18 protein-coding genes are annotated in these 19,690 nt (G+C 58.9%); all 18 read left to right on the forward strand.

Annotation, left to right across the window (positions count from 1 at the left end):
* Positions 1-10 precede the first annotated feature (10 nt).
* The 18 genes from rfbF (at position 11) to wbjC (ending at position 19,687) form a co-directional block, all read left to right on the forward strand.
* Complete coding sequence (rfbF, locus tag ACPWR9_RS06215; protein ID WP_426296031.1) at positions 11-784, forward strand: glucose-1-phosphate cytidylyltransferase; 774 nt, start codon at positions 11-13, stop codon at positions 782-784.
* Positions 785-786: 2 nt separating this feature from the next.
* Entirely contained in the window at positions 787-1,854 is a 1,068-nt protein-coding gene (gene rfbG / locus ACPWR9_RS06220) for a CDP-glucose 4,6-dehydratase (protein WP_426296030.1), read from the forward strand.
* 12 nt (positions 1,855-1,866) lie between these two features.
* Positions 1,867-3,210: a lipopolysaccharide biosynthesis protein RfbH gene (gene rfbH, locus ACPWR9_RS06225; protein WP_426296029.1), complete on the forward strand. Its 1,344-nt coding sequence runs from the start codon at positions 1,867-1,869 to the stop codon at positions 3,208-3,210.
* 177 nt (positions 3,211-3,387) lie between these two features.
* Positions 3,388-4,305, forward strand: a complete 918-nt coding sequence (locus ACPWR9_RS06230; protein WP_426296028.1) for an NAD-dependent epimerase/dehydratase family protein — start codon at positions 3,388-3,390, stop codon at positions 4,303-4,305.
* Positions 4,298-5,344: a glycosyltransferase family 2 protein gene (locus ACPWR9_RS06235; RefSeq protein WP_426296027.1), complete on the forward strand. Its 1,047-nt coding sequence runs from the start codon at positions 4,298-4,300 to the stop codon at positions 5,342-5,344. The genes ACPWR9_RS06230 and ACPWR9_RS06235 overlap by 8 nt, the downstream gene beginning before the upstream one ends.
* Positions 5,345-5,730: 386 nt before the next feature.
* Entirely contained in the window at positions 5,731-7,026 is a 1,296-nt protein-coding gene (locus ACPWR9_RS06240) for a nucleotide sugar dehydrogenase (protein ID WP_426296026.1), read from the forward strand.
* Positions 7,027-7,051: 25 nt separating this feature from the next.
* Positions 7,052-8,110 (forward strand): Gfo/Idh/MocA family protein, encoded by a 1,059-nt coding sequence (locus tag ACPWR9_RS06245; RefSeq protein WP_426296025.1) that lies wholly within the window; start codon positions 7,052-7,054, stop codon positions 8,108-8,110.
* Between the two features lie 25 nt (positions 8,111-8,135).
* Positions 8,136-8,720, forward strand: coding sequence for a DapH/DapD/GlmU-related protein (locus ACPWR9_RS06250; RefSeq protein ID WP_426296024.1), 585 nt, complete (start codon positions 8,136-8,138; stop codon positions 8,718-8,720).
* A 2-nt stretch (positions 8,721-8,722) separates the two neighbouring features.
* Complete coding sequence (locus tag ACPWR9_RS06255) at positions 8,723-9,817, forward strand: DegT/DnrJ/EryC1/StrS family aminotransferase (RefSeq protein WP_426296604.1); 1,095 nt, start codon at positions 8,723-8,725, stop codon at positions 9,815-9,817.
* Positions 9,814-10,899: a non-hydrolyzing UDP-N-acetylglucosamine 2-epimerase gene (wecB, locus tag ACPWR9_RS06260; RefSeq protein WP_426296023.1), complete on the forward strand. Its 1,086-nt coding sequence runs from the start codon at positions 9,814-9,816 to the stop codon at positions 10,897-10,899. The genes ACPWR9_RS06255 and wecB overlap by 4 nt, the downstream gene beginning before the upstream one ends.
* Before the next feature lie 20 nt (positions 10,900-10,919).
* On the forward strand, positions 10,920-12,215 hold the full coding sequence (locus tag ACPWR9_RS06265; protein ID WP_426296022.1) for a lipopolysaccharide biosynthesis protein: 1,296 nt from the start codon (positions 10,920-10,922) through the stop codon (positions 12,213-12,215).
* Positions 12,212-13,549 (forward strand): hypothetical protein, encoded by a 1,338-nt coding sequence (locus ACPWR9_RS06270; RefSeq protein WP_426296021.1) that lies wholly within the window; start codon positions 12,212-12,214, stop codon positions 13,547-13,549. The genes ACPWR9_RS06265 and ACPWR9_RS06270 overlap by 4 nt, the downstream gene beginning before the upstream one ends.
* Before the next feature lie 63 nt (positions 13,550-13,612).
* Positions 13,613-14,767 (forward strand): glycosyltransferase family 4 protein, encoded by a 1,155-nt coding sequence (locus ACPWR9_RS06275; protein ID WP_426296020.1) that lies wholly within the window; start codon positions 13,613-13,615, stop codon positions 14,765-14,767.
* Between the two features lie 68 nt (positions 14,768-14,835).
* Positions 14,836-15,999, forward strand: coding sequence for an N-acetyl sugar amidotransferase (locus ACPWR9_RS06280; protein ID WP_426296019.1), 1,164 nt, complete (start codon positions 14,836-14,838; stop codon positions 15,997-15,999).
* Between the two features lie 108 nt (positions 16,000-16,107).
* The gene (gene hisH, locus ACPWR9_RS06285; protein ID WP_426296018.1) at positions 16,108-16,725 is read left to right on the forward strand and encodes an imidazole glycerol phosphate synthase subunit HisH; all 618 of its coding nucleotides are present in this window, start codon (positions 16,108-16,110) and stop codon (positions 16,723-16,725) included.
* Between the two features lie 3 nt (positions 16,726-16,728).
* Positions 16,729-17,523: an AglZ/HisF2 family acetamidino modification protein gene (locus tag ACPWR9_RS06290; protein ID WP_426296017.1), complete on the forward strand. Its 795-nt coding sequence runs from the start codon at positions 16,729-16,731 to the stop codon at positions 17,521-17,523.
* 16 nt (positions 17,524-17,539) lie between these two features.
* A complete protein-coding gene (locus ACPWR9_RS06295; protein WP_426296016.1) occupies positions 17,540-18,568 on the forward strand; it encodes a polysaccharide biosynthesis protein in 1,029 nt (342 codons plus the stop codon).
* A gap of 3 nt (positions 18,569-18,571) precedes the next feature.
* A complete protein-coding gene (gene wbjC / locus ACPWR9_RS06300; RefSeq protein WP_426296015.1) occupies positions 18,572-19,687 on the forward strand; it encodes a UDP-2-acetamido-2,6-beta-L-arabino-hexul-4-ose reductase in 1,116 nt (371 codons plus the stop codon).
* Positions 19,688-19,690 lie beyond the last annotated feature (3 nt).

Here is a 19,690-nt window from a genome sequence, read left to right on the forward strand (position 1 = left end):
GATGATGTAAATGAAAGCAGTGATTCTTGCGGGGGGGCTCGGAACCCGGTTGAGCGAGGAAACCTCCACGCGTCCCAAGCCCATGGTGGAGATCGGCGGCAAGCCGATTCTCTGGCACATCATGAAGATGTACTCCCACCACGGCATCCACGATTTCGTCATCTGCTGCGGCTATAAAGGCTATGTGATCAAGGAGTATTTCGCGAACTACTTCCTGCACATGTCCGACGTGACCTTTGATATGCAGGCCAACACCATGCATGTCCACGAGAAGCGTGCTGAGCCTTGGAAGGTCACGCTCGTCGACACGGGCGACAACTCGATGACGGGCGGGCGTTTGCGCCGTGTGGCCGATTACGTCAAAGACGAAGACGCTTTCTGTTTCACGTACGGCGACGGCGTTGGTGACATCGATATCTCCGCAACAATCGACTTCCACCGCAAGCATGGCAAGCGCGCGACGCTCACTGCTACGTATCCGCCAGGCCGATTCGGTGCCCTTGAGATTCACCAGCGTCAAGTGATGAACTTCAAGGAAAAGCCGAAGGGCGATGGCGCGATGATCAATGGCGGCTTCTTCGTTCTTTCGCCGGAAGTGCTGCGGTATATCAACGACGACGCGACCATCTGGGAGCAGGAGCCGCTCATGCGCCTGGCCGAAGACAAGGAGCTCATGGCATACGAGCACCAGGGTTTCTGGCAGCCGATGGACACGCTGCGCGACAAGCACCATCTCGAAGAACTGTGGGTGAGCGGTAAAGCACCCTGGAAGATGTGGGACTGACGATGTTGCAGGTTCACGAAGATTTCTGGTCGGGCAAGCGTGTGCTGCTCACCGGTCATACGGGATTCAAGGGCAGTTGGCTGAGCCTCTGGCTCAAGTCGATGGGCGCGGATCTGCATGGCCTGGCGCTCGCGCCGCCCACGACCCCGGCGCTCTTCGACGAGGCCAACGTCGGCGACGGCATGACCAGCACCATTGGCGACATCCGTGACTACGGCACCGTGCTGCGCGCCATGCAGGCGTGCAAGCCGGAGATCGTCATTCACATGGCTGCGCAGCCGCTGGTTCGCTATTCGTACGATGCGCCCGTCGAAACCTATGCGACTAACGTAATGGGCACGGTGCACGTCCTTGAGGCGGCGCGCCAGGTCGGTTCCGTCAAGGCGATCGTCAATGTGACGACCGACAAGTGCTACGAAAACAAGGAATGGGTGTGGGGCTATCGTGAAGACGAGCCGATGGGCGGCTACGACCCCTACAGCAACAGCAAGGGCTGCTCGGAGCTCGTGACGAGCGCTTACCGTCGCTCGTTCTTTCAGCAAGCCGGCATCGCGCTCGGCTCTGCGCGCGCCGGGAACGTGATCGGCGGGGGCGACTGGGCGGCGGATCGACTCGTGCCGGACATTCTGCGCGCTGTTCAGGCCGGCAAGCCGGTCACTATCCGCAATCCGCACTCCATCCGGCCGTGGCAGCACGTGCTCGAACCGCTGTCCGGTTACCTGACGTTGGCCGAACAGCTGTACGCCCATGGCCAGGCATTCGCCGAGGGCTGGAATTTCGGGCCGAAGGACGAGGATGCGCGTCCGGTGCAATGGATCGTCGAACACATGGTCGAGGCCTGGGGCGGCGGTGCCAGCTGGCAGTTGGACGGCGGCACGCACCCGCACGAGGCCCATTATCTGAAGCTCGACATCTCCAAGGCGAAAGCTCGCCTCGATTGGCAGCCGCGCTGGAGTTTGGCGACGGCACTCGACAAAATCATCGACTGGCAACGTGCCTGGCTCGACAAGGCAGACGTAGAGGCCATTTGTCTTCAGCACATCCGCGAGTATCGCAATACCAGCATCTGATCGGGATTCAAAATGACCCTCTCCACAATTCAAGTTACCCCCAAGACGCCCGAGCGCATTCGCCAGGAAATCGCTGAACTCGTTCAGCAGTATGCTGACGTCGTTTACGCCGAGAAGGCCTTCGTCCCCGGCCAGACGGCGGTGCCCGTGTCGGGCAAAGTCATCGGTGCTGGCGAACTTAAGTCGATGGTTGAAGCGAGCCTCGACGGCTGGCTGACCACCGGACGCTTCAATGCCATGTTCGAAGAGCGTCTGGCCAAATACCTCGGTGTGAAGTACCTCATCACGGTCAACTCTGGTTCCTCGGCCAATCTGGTGGCGTTCTCTACGCTGACCTCGCCCAAGCTCGGCGATCGCGCGATCAAGCAAGGCGACGAGGTCATCGGCGTCGCGGCGGGTTTCCCGACGACGGTCAACCCGATCATCCAGTTCGGCGCCGTGCCGGTGTTCGTCGACGTCGATCTCGCCACGCACAACATCGATGCGAGCAAGATCGAAGCCGCCATCGGGCCGAAGACCAAGGCCATCATGCTGGCCCACTCGCTGGGTAACCCGTTCAATCTGGAGGTGGTGACCGCGCTGTGCAAGAAGTACAACCTGTGGCTGGTCGAGGACTGCTGCGACGCACTCGGCGCGACATACAACGGCCAGTTGGTCGGCACCTTCGGTGACATTGCCACGCTGAGTTTCTACCCGGCGCACCACATCACGATGGGCGAAGGGGGCGCTGTCTTCACGAACAACGCTGAGCTCAAATTGATCGCTGAGTCCTTCCGTGACTGGGGCCGCGATTGCTACTGCCCTCCCGGCAAGGACAACACCTGCAACAAGCGCTTCTGCTGGAAGCTGGGCAACCTGCCTGAGGGCTACGACCACAAGTACACCTACAGCCATCTCGGGTACAACCTGAAGATCACCGATATGCAGGCCGCCTGTGCGCTCGCGCAGATGGACCGCGTCGACGATTTCATCGCCGCGCGCAAGAAGAACTTTGCTTACCTGAAGTCGCGACTTCAGAGCTGTGTCGAGTTCCTGCACCTGCCGGAAGCTACGCCGAATTCGGACCCGTCGTGGTTCGGTTTCCCGATCGTGTTGAAGGAAAGTGCCGGCGTCAAACGCGTAGATTTGTTGAACTATCTCGACCAGAACAAGATTGGCACCCGCTTGCTGTTCGCGGGCAATCTGACGCGTCAGCCGTACATGATCGGTCGCAACTATCGCGTAAGCGGCGAGCTGACCAATACCGATGTCGTGATGAATCAGACGTTCTGGATCGGCGTTTATCCGGGGCTGACCGAAGAGATGCTGGACTTCATCGTCACCCGTATCGAAGAGTTCTTCGGCATTGGTTTCTGAGGTTCATTGAGACGACAGGGCGATTCCCGTTTCATCAAAAATAGAATCGACGGAACGAAACGGGATTTCCCCTTGCCGCAGTGCCCGGCATCTCAATTGTAAATTTCTAAAACAGCAGCAAACACCGGCGGCACGGGGGTATTCTTCGCGCCGGCGGTCCGGATGAGGTTGTCGTAAATGGCGATACGAGAGGGCACCGGCGTTGCGGTCATTACCGGCGCCAGCGGATACATCGGTAGCAGGGTCGCGGCGCAGTTGTCGGCGCAGGGCTGGCGTGTGATCCGCGTGATGCGTGCTAACCCTGCTGGCGATGCTGCCCCGATGTCGGATCGCGCGGACATTGTGCGCTACGACGCAACGGCCGGGGCGCTTGCCCCGCTCGCGACGCTCGACCCCGCGAAGACAGTCTTTCTGCACCTGGCCGCGGTGGCTGAAATCGCAGGCGAGATCGATAAAGCCGAACAACTCGTGGACGCCAATATCCGGCTGGGCATGGATCTGATGACGTTCATGATCCGTCACGGATTCACGCGGTTTGTGTCGACCGAATCGTACTGGCAGTTCGACGAAAACGGGGTGATGGGGGGCAACAGCCTATATGCGGCCACGAAATCGTCGTTCAGTCTCATGGCGGAGTATCTGTCCCGGCACTATCTGCGGGTCGCATCGCTGGTCCTCTACGACGTGTATGGCCCGAACGATTCCCGCGGCAAGCTCCTGAATGCACTGATCAAACACGCGGGGGCGCAAACGCCGTTCGATCTGACTCCCGGAGGGCAGGTCGTCGATTTCGTGCATGTGGACGACGTGGCAAACGCCTTCGTCGTCGCCGCCCGGCAACTGCTGGCAGGTGACGCGACACCTGCGTTCCATCGCTATACCGTACGGTCGATGCGAGCGCTCACGTTGCGCGATTACGTGGGCCTCATCGAAAAGGTGATGGGCTCTACGATTCCCGTACGCTGGGGCGCGCGCCCCTATCCGCGGCATCAGATTATGACGCCGTGGCTGCCGGAGGCCGGCCGGCAACTGCCGGGCTGGACGACAACGATTCGTTTTGAGGAAGGCATTGCAGGCCTCGTTGACAATGGCTGAACACATTCTCACCATTTGCATCCCCAGTTATAAGCGACTGCCGCAAGCCATGCGCACCGTGCGCGGTCTGCTGCCCAAAGTCGATAGGGAACGAGTCAGCATTCTCGTCCTCGACAATGCCTCGCCCGACAACTATGCCGAGGCATTTGCGAACGATCCGGAGCTGGGGACGGCAATCGACCTGGGCGTTCTGGAGATTGCCAGAAATCCGACGAACATCGGCATGTCCGCCAACTTTATGCGCGCGTTCGAAGCGGCGCGTGGCGACTGGCTGTGGCTGCTGTCGGACGACGACGAGGTCGACGCCGGCGCGATCGACCGCGTCCTGAAGGCGATTGTTACGGTGGGCGACGAATATGGTTTCGTGAAATTCGGTTCGACGCAAAGACCGGCCTTCCCAAAGAACAGCATCGACGATTTCGAAGAGTTTATCGATTGCAATGCTCGATCGATCGACGATTTCAATGACTTTATCTTCATCTCGAACGGCATTTATCGTCTGAAGGATTTCAGGCCCGTTCTGGAAGTCGGCTATAAGCACGCGCATACCTATGTGCCCCATTTCATGCTAATGGCGGCATTTATGTCGCGCGGTGGGCGTATGGCGATTGTGAATGAGGAAATCGTTGAATACGTGGTGCCGGAAATCGGTTATAGCTACGGCATGCTGGCGGGGCTGGGTGTCGGGGGCACGAAAAGCATGTTATTCAAGCTACGCCCTGGCTATGCAAAGCGCTTTTACGGCCTGTTTTTCCCGCATAACGATTTCAAGGTCATCATCGATCTTTATTTCAATTGCAAGCGTGATGCAACGCCTGAAGTCTATCAATATCACGCTCGCAATTACTGTCATCTCGTTTCTGCGGCAAGAAGCCCGCTTCGTGTGCTGATGCTGCGCGGGTTTCTGGAGCTTGGCAGGGTGCCGGCTTTGTTCGAATTCACCTTGCGTATGCTGGGCGCAAGAAGTGCAATGCTCAACAAGCATCTGGACGAAATCAAGGCGCGCTACGGTTTTCTGAATCGAGCGCTTAGCGAGTAGGCTGAAATTTAAGCTCATCACGCAAATCGACGTATCATTGCAAACCCGCGCGCGACCCGTGATGAGGTATGTCATCGCGAAAACGCGTTGCCCGAGCGAGCGCCCCTGAGCGACGGGCTTTTGCGACAGTGGTGTCGAAGTACAATTCGTGGTGGCGTATGCCGTGCCAACACCGGCGTGCATGCGACGAGGGAAGGATTCACCGGACGGACGCCGGTTCGGTGTGAGAGGGTGCGCACGCCGTTTACCTCCGAATCCGTACCTTAAAATATTCACGTTTCGCATCGAAACACAAATCGACTGTGTCGATTTAACGCGAAACACAGAGAATCATTGTTCGGCGGGACTGTACTTCGCCTCTCGATAATTTGAATCTGGGACTGTAAATGGAAGTTGTGGACAAGAAAATCGCACTTATCGGGCTCGGCTACGTCGGTTTGCCGCTGGCAGTGGAGTTCGGCAAAATCCGGCCGGTCCTGGCTTTCGATATCAATGGTGATCGAATTGCGGAACTGCGGGCCGGCAAAGACAGCACGCTCGAGGTCACGCCTGAGGACCTCGCCACGGCAACGCATATCCAATATAGCCAGAACACTGCCGATCTTTCCGAGTGCGGTGTGTTCATCGTGACCGTACCCACGCCAATCGATTCGGCCAATCGCCCGGACCTCACGCCGCTCGTGAAGGCGAGCGAGACGGTAGGCAAGGCGATCAAGCCGGGCGCCATCGTCATCTATGAATCGACCGTGTACCCCGGTTGCACGGAAGAAGTGTGCGTCCCGGTGCTCGAAAAGATGTCCGGGCTTAAGTTCAATGTGGATTTCTTCTGCGGCTACAGCCCGGAGCGGATCAATCCTGGCGACAAGGTCAACACGCTCACGAAGATCAAGAAGATCACCAGTGGCAGCACACCGGAAGTCGCGGAATACGTCGACGCGCTGTACGGCAGCATCATCAAGGCCGGCACCTGGAAGGCGAGCAGCCTGAAGGTCGCGGAAGCAGCCAAGGTGATCGAGAACAGCCAACGCGATTTGAACATCGCATTCGTCAATGAACTTTCAGTGATTTTCGAGCGCCTCGGCATCGATACGCTCGAAGTGCTCGAAGCGGCGGGCAGTAAGTGGAACTTCCTGCCGTTCCGCCCGGGCATGGTGGGCGGCCACTGCATCGGCGTCGATCCCTACTATCTGACGCACAAGGCCGAGGAAGTCGGCTACCACCCGCAAGTCATTCTGGCCGGGCGTCGCATCAACGACAACATGGCCCGCTACGTTGCCCGAAACGTGATCCGACTCATGCTGGCAAACGGCATCGACGTGGCCCGTAGCACCGTAGGCGTGCTGGGTGTCTCCTTCAAGGAGAACTGCCCGGACATTCGCAACAGCAAGGTCGTTGATCTGATCAACGAACTGCGTTCGTGGAACGTCAACGTTGTGGTGGCGGATCCGTGGGCCGATCCGGCGGAAGTGCGCCACGAATACGGTCTGGAGCTGGGTGTCGTCGATAGCGCCAATCAGGTGGACTCCCTAGTTGTCGCTGTTGGACACGAAGAATACCGCGGGTTCAAGCCGGCCGATCTTCGCGCGCTTTGCCGCTCGGATCAGCCGGTGCTCGCCGACGTGAAATCGCTGTACGACCGCCACGAAGCGGCTGCTGCCGGTTTCACCGTGTTCCGTCTGTAATCATTCGCTTTCGAACGAGGCCCTCGTGCACGCTCACTCCCCCATTAAAGACCGGAAGATCCGGATCGCCATTGTCGGTTGCGGCCGCATTTCCAAGAACCACTTCGGTTCGATCGAACAACACAGCGATGCGCTGGAGCTGGTCGCCGTGTGCGATGTCGATCCCACCGTACTCGCCGAGCACGCGCAACGATACAAGGTGCCGGGCTATCGCGACATGGAGGAATTGCTCCAGAAGGAGCAGCTCGATGTCGTGGCCCTTTGCACACCGAGCGGCATTCACCCGGATCAGACTGTCCTGGCAGCGAAGTACAAGATCAACGTGATCACCGAAAAGCCGATGGCCACGCGTTGGAACGACGGCGTTCGCATGGTGCGAGCGTGCGACGAAGCTGGCGTGCGTCTGTTCGTCGTCAAGCAGAATCGCCGCAACACAACGCTGCAACTGCTCAAGCGGGCTGTGTCGGAAAAGCGTTTCGGCAAGATCCACATGGTGCAGCTCAACGTCTTCTGGACGCGTCCGCAGTCGTACTACGATCAGGGCAACGGTTGGCGTGGCACGTGGGAGTTCGATGGCGGCGCTTTCATGAATCAGGCCAGCCACTACGTGGATCTGCTGGACTGGCTCATCGGCCCGGTCGAAAAGATTCAGGCCATGATGAGCACGACCCGCGACATCGAAGTGGAAGACACCGGTGTGCTCAACATCAAGTGGCGCAATGGCGCACTGGGCTCCATGGCGGTCACCATGCTCGCCTATCCGAAGAATTTCGAAGGTAGTATCACGATCCTCGGCGAGAAGGGGACGGTGCGTGTCGGTGGCGTGGCCGTCAACGATATCCAGGTCTGGGAGTTCGAAGAGCCGCGCGACTACGACAAGGATATTCACGCGGCGAACTACGAGACCACGTCGGTCTACGGCTTTGGCCATCCGCTTTATTACAAGAACGTTGTGGAAGTCTTGCAGGGCGTTGCCGAACCGGAAACCGACGGGCGCGAAGGCCTGAAGTCGCTGGAACTGCTGATTGCGGCATACCACGCCGCGCGCGACGGCAAGACGGTCTCGCTGCCGCTCGAATACTGATCCCGTCGATTTGTCCTCGCCAGTCATGAACAACGTAACTATTCACAGCACTGCGATCGTCGACGACGGCGCACAGATCGGATCCGGCAGCCGGGTTTGGCACTGGGTGCATGTCTGCGGCGGCGCGCGCATCGGCGCGAACGTCTCGCTCGGACAGAACGTATTCGTCGGAAACCGAGTCAGCATCGGCGACAACTGCAAGGTACAGAACAACGTGTCGGTCTACGACAACGTGACGCTTGAAGAAGGCGTTTTCTGCGGCCCAAGCATGGTGTTCACGAATGTGTACAACCCGCGTTCGTTGATCGAGCGCAAGAGCGAATACCGCGACACGCTTGTCAAGCGAGGCGCCACGCTCGGCGCCAACTGCACGGTCGTCTGTGGGTCGACGATTGGCGAGTTTGCCTTCATCGGGGCCGGTGCCGTCGTGAACAAGGACGTCAAACCGTACGCATTGATGGTGGGCGTGCCTGCGAAGCAAATCGGCTGGATGAGCGAGTTCGGTGAGCAGATTCCGCTGCCGCTGACCGGTCATGGCACCTATACGTGCCCGCACAGCGGGCACGTCTACGAACTGAACGATCAAACTCTCGAGCGAGTGTCCGAATGAGCATCCCTTTTATCGATCTGAAGCGTCAGTACGCAGCATTGCACGACCAGGTGCATGCACGCATCAATACCGTGCTTGAGCATGGGCAATACATCATGGGGCCCGAGGTCGCGGAGCTCGAGCGCCGTCTCGAGGCGTTCACGGGTTCGAAGCACTGTATTACCGTGTCGAGCGGCACGGAAGCGCTGCTGATCAGCATGATGGCGCTCGACCTCAAACCGGGCGACGAAGTCATCACGACGCCGTTTACGTTTGCGGCGACCGCTGAGACGATCGTGCTGCTCGGCGCCAAGCCAGTCTTCGTCGATGTCGAGCCGGACACCTGCAACATCGACGTCAGTCAGATCGAAGCAAAGATCACGGACCGCACACGCGCCATCATGCCGGTGAGTCTGTACGGGCAAGTCAGCGACATGGACGAGATCAACGCGATTGCAGCGCGTCACGGCAACATTCCGGTGATCGAAGACGCGGCGCAGAGCTTCGGCGCAGACTACAAGGGCCGTAAGAGCTGCAACGTCTCGACGATTGGATGCACGAGCTTCTTCCCGAGCAAGCCGCTGGGCTGCTACGGCGATGGCGGCGCTATTTTTACGAACGACGACGCCCTGGCGCAAGCCATGCGCGAGATTCGTGTGCACGGTCAGTCGAAGCGATACACCCATACCCGCGTTGGCGTCGGCGGTCGGATGGACACGCTTCAGTGCGCCATCGTGCTCGCCAAGTTGGAACGCTTCGAGTGGGAAATCGAGCGCCGCTATGCCATCGGCGCGCGCTACAACGAGCTGTTTGAATCGAAGGTGCCGGTCGTCGCGCAGCGAGCCGACCGTACGTCGGTCTTCGCGCAATACACGGTATTCGTCGAGGCTCGCGAAACGATGCAGGAACGCCTCAAAGAGGCCGGCATCCCGACCGCCGTGCACTACCCGATTCCGCTGAACATGCAGCCGGCCTACGCCCATCTCGGCGATCCGGCGGATACGCCCGTCAGCCAGGCCTGCGCGCGCAAGGTCATGAGCCTGCCCATGAGCCCGGACCTGAGTGCAGAAGATCAGGACCGTATCGTGCGCACCCTGATCGAAGGGATGCAGAAATGATCAAGATCCTGACGGTCGTGGGCGCGCGCCCGCAATTCATCAAGGCAGCGGCAATTTCCCGATGCATTCGGACGAAGTACGCAGACCAGGTGGAAGAAGTGATTGTCCACACTGGGCAGCACTACGACGCGAACATGTCCGCTGTGTTTTTCGACGAAATGGATATTCCGGCGCCGAAACATCATCTTGGCGTATCCGGGGGGTCGCACGGCGCCATGACCGGCAGGATGCTGGAAGGAATCGAGAAGATCCTGATCGACGAGAAGCCCGATTGGGTTCTGATTTACGGGGATACCAACTCTACGTTGGCGGCCGCGTTAGCCGCGGCGAAGCTGCATATCCCCGTGGCGCACGTTGAAGCAGGCCTGCGCTCGTTCAACATGCGCATGCCGGAAGAGGTTAATCGTATCCTCTCCGATCGTGTGTCGAGTTTGCTGTTGTGCCCCACGCAGTTGGCGGTGGATAACCTGGCTAGCGAAGGCGTCACCAAGGGCGTGCATCTCGTTGGCGACGTGATGTACGACGTGTCGCTTTACTTCCGCGATGTGGCCCGTGCCAAGAGCACGATCACGCAGCAGTTGGGACTCAAGGACGGCGAGTACGTGCTGGCCACCTGCCATCGCGCCGAAAACACGGATGATCTGTCTCGCCTGCGCGGCATTACGAGCGCGCTGGGGGATATTGCCAAGCGAGTGCCGGTCGTGCTGCCGTTGCACCCGCGGACGGCAAAGCTCATCGCCGAGCATGGACTGCGCTCGCAGATGGAAGCCGTGATCTTCACGGAACCGCTCTCGTTCCTCGACATGGTGCGCCTCGAGCAGTCGGCCATGGCGGTACTGACCGATTCCGGCGGCGTTCAGAAGGAAGCGTTTTTCTATGGCGTGCCGTGCGTGACGATGCGCGACGAAACGGAGTGGGTCGAGACGGTCGAAGCCGGCTGGAATACTCTCGTCGGCGCCGACAAGGACAAAATCGAACAGGCGTTCGATGCATGTGCGACGCGCAAACCGACGGCGACGCAACCATACGGCGCCGGCAATGCGGCGGATCTGACGTTGCAAGTCATTCTTAAGCACAGTTGATCCCGCCGGTTCGCGCCACCATGCAGTCTTATTCCGCCAGCCCGAATACGTCTCAAGGGCGACTACGCCGTAATCTCGTACGTCTCGCGTCGGGGACCATCCTCGCGCAGGTGCTCATGATTGCGGCTACGCCGATCTTGACGCGCATCTACAACCCTAGCGCGTTCGGTGTGATGGCGGTGTTTTCGTCTGCGTACGCGATCGTGATCGGGTTCACCACGTTCAAGTACGACGCAGCAGTGATTTTGCCGCGGGCGCATCGCAACGCCGCACGCATCACGCTGCTTGTGGTCATTCTTGCCACGCTACTGAGCGCGGTCGTGGCCGTTGCAGCGTCGGCGTTGGACGCGACGGGGCTGGTGACGATTCCGTTCTCGGTTGCATGGCTCGTGTGCGCCCTGTGGCTCGGCGCGACTTATACGCTGACGCAACAATGGAGCGCGCGTATTGCGAACTATCGGTATTACGCGCGGAGTCAGGTTCTCGGCACGGTGTTCAACGTAGGCATCGGTTTGCTGTGCGGATGGCTCTGGGGCGGTACCGCCAACTTCCTGATTCTGGGGTTTACGGCGGGGCTTGCCGTGTCGTTGCTCTACATGTGCTGGGAATTCGGCGTTTGGAAGTTGCCGCGCACCCCACTCAAAGGCAAGTCGATGATCCGGCAAGCCGCCGCCTACCGGCAGTTTCCGCTGCTCGTGCTGCCGACGGCGCTCCTGACGACCATTGGCACGAGCAGCATTCCGCTGATTCTGTCGGCCAACTACAGCCTTGGAGAAGTCGGCGCTTTTGCCGTTGCGAATCGGTTGCTACTCGTCCCCGCGGCGCTCATCGGCGGTGCGCTGACCGAGGCGTTTCGCGCGGAATTCGTGTCGCGCGTCCGTGAGCGCAAGTCCGCCGGCGACCTGTACGGCAAGACGCTCCGCGTACTCGTGTTGGTGGCCGCACCCGCGTTCGGGCTGCTCGCGTTGCTCGCGCCCATGCTTTTCCTGCACATTTTCGGCGTCAATTATGCTGCGTCGGGCGTGATCGGTCGGGCGGTGGCGCTGGCGTTGTTCGCTCAATTCATCAACACCCCGTTCGCCTACGTCTTCGTGGCGCTGCGAAAGCCCGGCATCGGATTGCTCGCACAAGTCGGCACCACCGTCGTACCGCTGACTGCCCTTGCGATATGCGCAAGCCGCGGCGTGCCGCTGACCCCCGCGCTCTATGTGTATTCCGCAATTACGGCGCTGGGCGTGCTCGTGGCGCAGATTGCCGTCTACCGGCTTTGTGCCCATGCAGACCGGGCAATCGTGAAGGAAGGAGAGGTCATTTGAAACGCGTCTCCCTCCTTGCGCCGCTGTACATCTTGGCCGTGCATTACGCTTACGTCGCGTATATCAACCCGACGTTCGAGTACGCGCATTACACCTATTTGCCGTTCGAGACGACGAGCCTGTTGGTGACGTATGTGCTCGCGTGGTTGCCCATTCTGGCCTATCGGGACACGCCGCATCCGGCGCAGGCAATCGTCGCGCTGATCTACGCGATGAGTTACGTGCCGATCCAGCTGAGTCTGCTGTTCACAATCAACCAGGAGTACTCGGCAGTCGTACTGCCGCAATTGGCGCTAGCCGTGAGCATGGCGGTACTCTTCCGGGCGGCACGCATGTCACGCCGGCCGATTAACGCGGAATATCGCGATTTCCTACTGCTCGATACGATCATCGGGGCATTAGTGATTGTGGCAACGTTGATGGTCGCGTTGCCGAACCTTAGCCGCATGCGCCTCGTGTCGTTTGCCGAGGTGTACGATCTTCGAATGGAAACGGCGGGGGCAGAGCAAGGGGCCCTTGAGGCGTACCTGGTGTCGTGGCTGTCGTACTGTTTCGTGTCGTATCTGTTCGCGCGTGGGATCGTCTATCGTAAATGGCCGATGCTGCTACTCGGGCTGACGGCGTCGGTGGTGCTCTATATGAGCACTGGGGCGAAGGCGTCGATTCTGATGCTGCCGATTACGTACGCCGTGATTCTGGTTTGGCGCGGTGGCCGTGGATTTCTTGCCCGCGTACTCCTGTTGCTGCTCGCCTTGATTGCCGTACTCACCGCGGTGATTCCCGACTTTGGTGCGTTCATGTGGGCCAAGTCGATCATTCTGGTACGGATGATCGGCTCGAGCGGCTGGACGACAAGCAAGTATTTCGAATATTTCGGCGAGCATGGGTGGACTTACTACACCCACATCGGCCCGATTCAGTCCCTCTTTGGTGGCTATCCCTACGGTCAGTTACTGCTAGGACAGGTCATCGGCATTGCTTATAGCGGCTCGTCCGAGGCGAACTTCAACGCCAATTTTTGGGCCAGCGACGGATTCGCGGCGCTCGGCTCGGCGGGGATATTCGTCATCACCCCGTTCATGGCGTTTTGCTTGTATTTGGTGAACCGCTTTACGGTGATTTTGCCGAGCGCTTTTACCGTGGGCTGGATGGTCGGGTTCATGATCGCGCTGCTTAACTTGCCCTTTACCACGGCAATGCTCTCGGGTGGTGGCGGCGGCATTTTGTTATTTGCATGGTTGGCTAAGCGGGCCTACCGAGTCCGCCGTAACAAGCAGGCAAAACGGTTCGTCGCAGTTCAGGCCGCGCCCGAGATGAATCGAAATGAGGAATAAGGTTCAATGAAGATCGTTCACGTCGAAGATTTCATTCACCCGGACGCGGGTTATCAGGTCAACATGCTGGGTCGGTTGCAGGTGCTGCAGGGCCATCAGGTCGATATCGTCACGGCAGAGCTGGACAAGATTCCGGATTTCCTCACGCAATTTTTTGGGCGTGACAATATTGCTATGCGCGACGAGCGCTATGCGAAGGAAACCGGCGCGCACATCCACCGCATTCCGCTCTACGGCTTCTACAGTGGCCGCGCCATCTTTCATCCGATTAAGTTGTTCCGCAAGGTGATGGCGTTACGCCCCGACGTCGTGTTCGTGCACGGCGAGGATACGCTCACCGGTATGCTCTTCCTGCTGATGGCCCGCTGGTTGCCGTTTCCGCTGGTTTATGATTGCCATATGCTGGAAATGGCATCGGTCAACAAATACCGGGAGTATTTCCGATGGGTCTATCGGCGCTTCTTTACGCCTATTTTCCTTAAACGAAAGATTCCGCTCATTCGCGTCGTGGACAGTGACTTCGTCGAAAAGTGTCTCGGCATTCCGCTGAGTCACACCGACCTACTGTCGCTGGGGACCGACACTAACCACTTCAAGCCTGACGCGGCCGTCGGCGCGGAGGTGCGCAAAGCGCTGGGCTTCGCGCCGGACTCGTTCCTGGTGCTCTACGCGGGCAAGCTCGACGAGCACAAGGGCGGTAAGTTGCTCGGCGAGACGCTTGTCAAGAAAATGGAGGGCGCGACCGGCCGCAAGGTCGAGTTCCTGATTATCGGCAACGCGGTCGGCCCATACGGCGAGGCGGTGGAAACGCTCTTCCGCCAAAGTGAGAACAAGATCGTGCGTCTGCCGACGCAACGCTATTTCGATCTTGCGAAGTACTATCAGTCGGCAGATCTTGCGGTCTTCCCGAGACAGTGCAGCATGAGCTTCTTCGAGATCCAGGCGTGCGGAGTCCCCGTACTTTTCGAAGAAAACGAGATTAACGACCAACGCGCTCAGCACGCAAACGCGTTCACCTTCACGCCCGAGTCGGTGCAGAGCTTCCAGGACAAGATCCGCGAAATCGTGGATATGGACCCGGCTACCTACGCCACGTATTCGGAGAACGCGCGCAAGTATGTGCTCGACGGTTATGATTTCCCGCCGGTCGCGCAAAAATATACGAACGTGCTTCAGCGAGCCATCGACGAGCGAACCGCGCGACTCGCGCGCGCTTGAGCGTTGTCGGATGCCGATACCGCTTTTCGTCACGTCTACCTATCGCCCCAAATACTCAGAGTCAGAAAATGGCTGAACGAAATACAGACCACGCAACGCACGCGTACCAGATTTGCAATCACTGCATCATGGACACGTCCGATCCGAATATCACGTTTGATGAGCGTGGCTGGTGCGACTACTGTAATAACTTCACGAACACGATTGCCCCCAACTGGGATACCGGTAGCGGAGGTGCGGCGAAGCTCGCCGCGCTGGCGGACACCATTCGCGAAAGTGCCAAGGGGCGGGATTTCGACTGCATTATCGGCTTGAGCGGCGGCCTCGACAGTTCTTATGCCGCCTATATCGCGACAGTAAAGATGGGCCTGCGTCCATTGCTATTCCACGTCGATGCCGGCTGGAATACCGATCAGGCGGTGGGCAACATCGAAAAGCTGGTGGACGGGCTCGGACTCGACCTGTACACCGAGGTCGTGAACTGGGAGGAGATGAAGCGGTTGCAGGTCGCTTTCCTTCGCGCCGGCATCCCCGATCAAGATCTGGTGCAGGATGCGGCATTTTTCTCGGCGCTCTATGGCTTTGCCCGCAAGCACGGTATTAAGCACGTCATCACCGGTTCGAATTTCTCGACCGAGTGCTGCCGGGAACCGGAAGAGTGGGGTGGGTATCTGGGAATCGACAAGCGCCTGTTCGGCGACATCTGGCGTCGTTTCGGTCAGGGCGAGCTGAAGTCGTTCCCACTGACGGACATTCTGGTCTACAAGGTCTGGTATCAGAAGGTGCTGGGCATGAAGATTCACCATCCGCTGAATCTTGTGCCATACGTGAAAAAGGACGCCGAGGACGAGCTCGAGCGTTTGTATGGATGGCAGCGCTTCAAGCACAAACACCACGAATCGCGCTTCACGCGATTCTACGAAGACTATTGGCTGCCGCGCCGCTTTGGCTTCGAGAAGCGCCGCGCGCATTTCTCGAGTTTGATCATGACGGGGCAATTGACCCGCGAGGCGGCACTCGAACGTATTTCGAAGCCGGAAATGGACGAACACTTCCTCAATCAGGAATTCGGCTACGTGGCTAACAAACTGAGCCTGAGCACGGACGAGTTGCAGAAGCTGTTCTCGATGCCGAAGAAGACCTATCGGGACTACAAGAACAAGCGTTGGTTGATCGGGCTGGGGACCAATATTTTCCGCTGGCTGGGTCTCGAGAAGCGCCACTTCCGTTGATCCGACTGGCCCGTATGGTGTAAGTGCGTGGGGTGGAGGCTACGGTAATCCGCCCTACAGACGGCTTGAGAGCGATGTTGCGCTCCGGCACTTTTGAGGTAAGAAAGAATGATTCGCATCGTCGACTATGGCGTGGGAAATATCCAGGCGTTCATGAACATGTTCCGACGCCTCGACATTCATGCCGAGCGCGCGAAGAGCGCCGGCGAACTGAGCGACGCCACGCACCTGATCCTTCCCGGCGTCGGAGCGTTTGATCACGCGATGCAACTGCTCAATGCTTCGGGGATGCGCCCGACGCTGGAGCAACTCGTACTCGAAAAGCAGTTGCCGGTGCTGGGTGTGTGTGTTGGCATGCAGATGCTCGCAAGCGGTTCGGAAGAAGGCGAACTGCCGGGGCTGAACTGGATTCCGGGCCGCGTGCGTAGTTTCGCGAATACGCCCGAAGCGGCGACGATGCCGATGCCACACATGGGGTGGAACGACCTCACAGTGCGAGACGGTGCGAAGCTATTCCAGCAAGGATTCGACGCCCATCCGCAGTTCTACTTTCTGCACTCCTATTACTTCGACGCCGCTGACAAGTCTCACGTCGCGGCGACGGCAAACTACGGCTTCGACTTCGATGCCGTCGTCTCGCGCAGCCATATCAATGGCGTGCAGTGTCACCCCGAGAAGAGCCACCATTGGGGCGGACAACTCCTGAAGAATTTCGCCGAGAGTTAAAACATGCTGCGTCCACGAATTATTCCGTGCCTTTTGGTGCATCAGGGCGGGCTGGTGAAAACCCAGGGCTTCAAGTCGCCGAAGTACGTCGGCGATCCAATCAACGCCGTCAAGATCTTCAACGAGAAGGAATCGGACGAACTGATTGTGCTCGACATCGATGCCACGGTGAACAACGTCGAGCCGAATTTCGACTTGATCGCGAAACTGGCTGAAGAGTGCCGCATGCCGCTTTGCTACGGCGGCGGCATCAAGACGGCCGCACAGGCCGCGCGCATCATCGACATGGGTGTCGAGAAGGTCTCGATCAGCTCGGCTGCGATCGCTAACCCGGCGTTACTCGGGGAAATTGCCTCGGCGATCGGCCGCCAGTCCGTCGTGGCAGTCATCGACGTTCGCAAGCGAACCGGCCTGTTTGCGAAGGGCTACGAGGTCTGTACCCATAACGCCAAAGAGGCGCGCAAGGTCGATCCGGTCGAATTGGCGGTGCAGTTGCAGAACGCGGGAGCCGGTGAAATTGTCATCAACTCCATCGATCGCGATGGTGAAATGAAGGGCTACGACATCGAACTCGCAAAGCAGGTACGCCAGGCGCTCAGTGTGCCCGCGACGTTCCTCGGCGGTGCAGGCAGTCTCGAGGATATTGAGAATCTCGTGTCAGCCGTCGGTGTGGTGGGTGCGGCCGCTGGCAGTCTGTTTGTCTTCAAGGGCAAGTACCGCGCTGTGCTTATCAACTATCCGACGCCATCGCAAAAAGAGCAGCTCTGCCGCACGGCGCTGTCTCTGAACACTCTTTAATTGCGGGATGTAACTCATGTTTTCAGATAAAACGTTGCTTATCACCGGTGGAACCGGTTCGTTCGGGAATGCGGTTCTGCGTCGCTTTCTGGATTCCGATCTGCGTGAAATCCGGATCTTGAGCCGCGACGAGAAGAAGCAGGACGACATGCGCAAGAAGTTCAACAGCCCCAAGTTGAAGTTCTATGTCGGCGATGTCCGCGACTACCAATCGGTCCAGAATGCAGTGCGTGGCGTGGATTACATCTACCACGCCGCCGCACTCAAGCAGGTGCCGTCGTGTGAATTTCACCCAATGGAAGCGGTCAAGACGAACATTCTCGGCACGGAGAATGTGCTGGAGGCGGCGATCACCCACGGCGTCAAGCGAGTCGTTTGCCTGAGCACCGACAAGGCCGTCTATCCGATCAACGCGATGGGAATTTCCAAGGCGATGATGGAAAAGGTGATCGTGGCGAAGTCTCGCTCGTCGGTCGACACCGTGATCTGCGCCACGCGCTACGGCAACGTCATGGCGTCGCGCGGTTCGGTGATCCCGCTGTTCACGAACCAGATTCGCGCCGGCACACCGATCACGATTACCGATCCGGAAATGACGCGCTTCATGATGACGCTGGACGACGCAGTCGATCTGGTGCTCTACGCGTTCGAACACGGTAACCCGGGCGAGATTTTCGTTCAAAAGGCACCGGCCGCGACGATCGACACCCTGGCGCGCTCGCTCTGCCAGATGTTGGGCAAGCCCGACCACACGATCAATGTGATCGGTACCCGTCATGGCGAGAAGCTCTTCGAAGTGCTGCTCAGCCGCGAAGAAATGGCCGCCGCCGAAGACCTCGGCGACTACTACCGCGTGCCGCCGGATCTGCGCGATCTGAACTATGGCAAATTCGTCGAAACGGGCGAGATCAAAATTTCGCACGCGACCGACTACAACTCGCACAACACGACGCGTCTTGACGTGACGGGCATGCAGGCGCTGCTCATGAAGCTGCGCTTCATGCAGGCGGCCGTGCGCGGCGAATACGTCGATCCGGAGGAGTGATCGATGAAAGTTCTGATTACCGGCGCTGATGGTTTCATCGGCAAGAACCTCCGCCTGCGCCTGTCCGAGCGCAAGGATGTTCAGGTCGTGAGCTTCACGCGCGAGAACGCTACCGCCGAGCTGCCGCAACTATTGGATCAAGTGGATTTTGTCTTCCATTTGGCTGGCGTGAACCGCCCGAAGGATCCGGCGGAGTTTACGACGGGGAATGCCGATCTGACCTCGGCCCTGTGCGACGCGATCGCGGCTTGCGGGCGTTGCGTACCCGTGGCGTACACATCGTCGACCCAGGCCAAGCTCGACAACCCTTATGGCGCGAGTAAGCGTGCTGCGGAAGACGCGTTGTTTGCGCTTCAGGAGAAGGGGCAGGCGAAGGCGTTCGTCTTTCGGATGCCGAACGTCTTCGGCAAGTGGTGTAAGCCGAACTACAACTCGGCCGTCGCCACCTTCTGCTACAACATCGCACGAGATCTGCCGATTCAGGTGAACGACCCGAGCGCGCCGCTGACGCTTGTCTATGTCGACGATGTGGTCGAACGCCTCATCGCGTTGATGGACGGCGCAGACAGCGCACCCGACGCGCAGGGTTTCGAGATTTTGTCGCCGCAGTACACGACCACGGTCGGCGAAGTCGCCCGTTTGATTCGCGCGTTCCGCGATAGTCGTCAGGATCTGACGACCGAGCGTGTGGGGGTGGGGCTAGTTCGTGCGCTGTACTCGACGTATGTGAGTTATCTGCCGACGGAACAATTTGCCTACGACGTGGTGAGCCACAGCGATGCGCGTGGCGCCTTCGTCGAAATGCTCAAAACGCCGGACTGCGGTCAGTTCTCTTATTTCACGGCGAACCCCGGTTTTACGCGTGGCGGACACTACCACCATACAAAGACCGAGAAGTTCCTCGTCATCAAGGGGCAGGCTCGCTTCAAGTTCCGGCACATGCTCACCGGCGAGACGTTCGAGCTGTCGACGACGGGCACGAAGGCGCAGATCGTCGAAACGGTGCCGGGCTGGACGCACGACATTACCAACACCGGTCAAGATGACCTGATCGTCATGCTTTGGGCGAACGAAGTCTTCGACCGTAACAAACCCGATACTTACGCCTGCGCGTTGTAAAAC

Origin of the sequence: Pandoraea pneumonica (genome assembly GCF_049918595.1) — a bacterium.
In the GTDB taxonomy this organism is placed as follows: Bacteria; Pseudomonadota; Gammaproteobacteria; order Burkholderiales; family Burkholderiaceae; genus Pandoraea; species Pandoraea pneumonica_A.

Excerpts from the sequence above, each read along its gene's own strand:
- rfbF (WP_426296031.1), top strand. The coding sequence starts at position 11 with ATGAAAGCAGTGATTCTTGCGGGGGGGCTCGGAACCCGGTTGAGCGAG.
- rfbG (WP_426296030.1), top strand. The coding sequence starts at position 787 with ATGTTGCAGGTTCACGAAGATTTCTGGTCGGGCAAGCGTGTGCTGCTC.
- rfbH (WP_426296029.1), top strand. The coding sequence starts at position 1,867 with ATGACCCTCTCCACAATTCAAGTTACCCCCAAGACGCCCGAGCGCATT.
- ACPWR9_RS06230 (WP_426296028.1), top strand. The coding sequence starts at position 3,388 with ATGGCGATACGAGAGGGCACCGGCGTTGCGGTCATTACCGGCGCCAGC.
- ACPWR9_RS06235 (WP_426296027.1), top strand. The coding sequence starts at position 4,298 with ATGGCTGAACACATTCTCACCATTTGCATCCCCAGTTATAAGCGACTG.
- ACPWR9_RS06240 (WP_426296026.1), top strand. The coding sequence starts at position 5,731 with ATGGAAGTTGTGGACAAGAAAATCGCACTTATCGGGCTCGGCTACGTC.
- ACPWR9_RS06250 (WP_426296024.1), top strand. The coding sequence starts at position 8,136 with ATGAACAACGTAACTATTCACAGCACTGCGATCGTCGACGACGGCGCA.
- wecB (WP_426296023.1), top strand. The coding sequence starts at position 9,814 with ATGATCAAGATCCTGACGGTCGTGGGCGCGCGCCCGCAATTCATCAAG.
- ACPWR9_RS06265 (WP_426296022.1), top strand. The coding sequence starts at position 10,920 with ATGCAGTCTTATTCCGCCAGCCCGAATACGTCTCAAGGGCGACTACGC.
- ACPWR9_RS06275 (WP_426296020.1), top strand. The coding sequence starts at position 13,613 with ATGCTGGGTCGGTTGCAGGTGCTGCAGGGCCATCAGGTCGATATCGTC.
- ACPWR9_RS06280 (WP_426296019.1), top strand. The coding sequence starts at position 14,836 with ATGGCTGAACGAAATACAGACCACGCAACGCACGCGTACCAGATTTGC.
- hisH (WP_426296018.1), top strand. The coding sequence starts at position 16,108 with ATGATTCGCATCGTCGACTATGGCGTGGGAAATATCCAGGCGTTCATG.
- ACPWR9_RS06290 (WP_426296017.1), top strand. The coding sequence starts at position 16,729 with ATGCTGCGTCCACGAATTATTCCGTGCCTTTTGGTGCATCAGGGCGGG.
- ACPWR9_RS06295 (WP_426296016.1), top strand. The coding sequence starts at position 17,540 with ATGTTTTCAGATAAAACGTTGCTTATCACCGGTGGAACCGGTTCGTTC.
- wbjC (WP_426296015.1), top strand. The coding sequence starts at position 18,572 with ATGAAAGTTCTGATTACCGGCGCTGATGGTTTCATCGGCAAGAACCTC.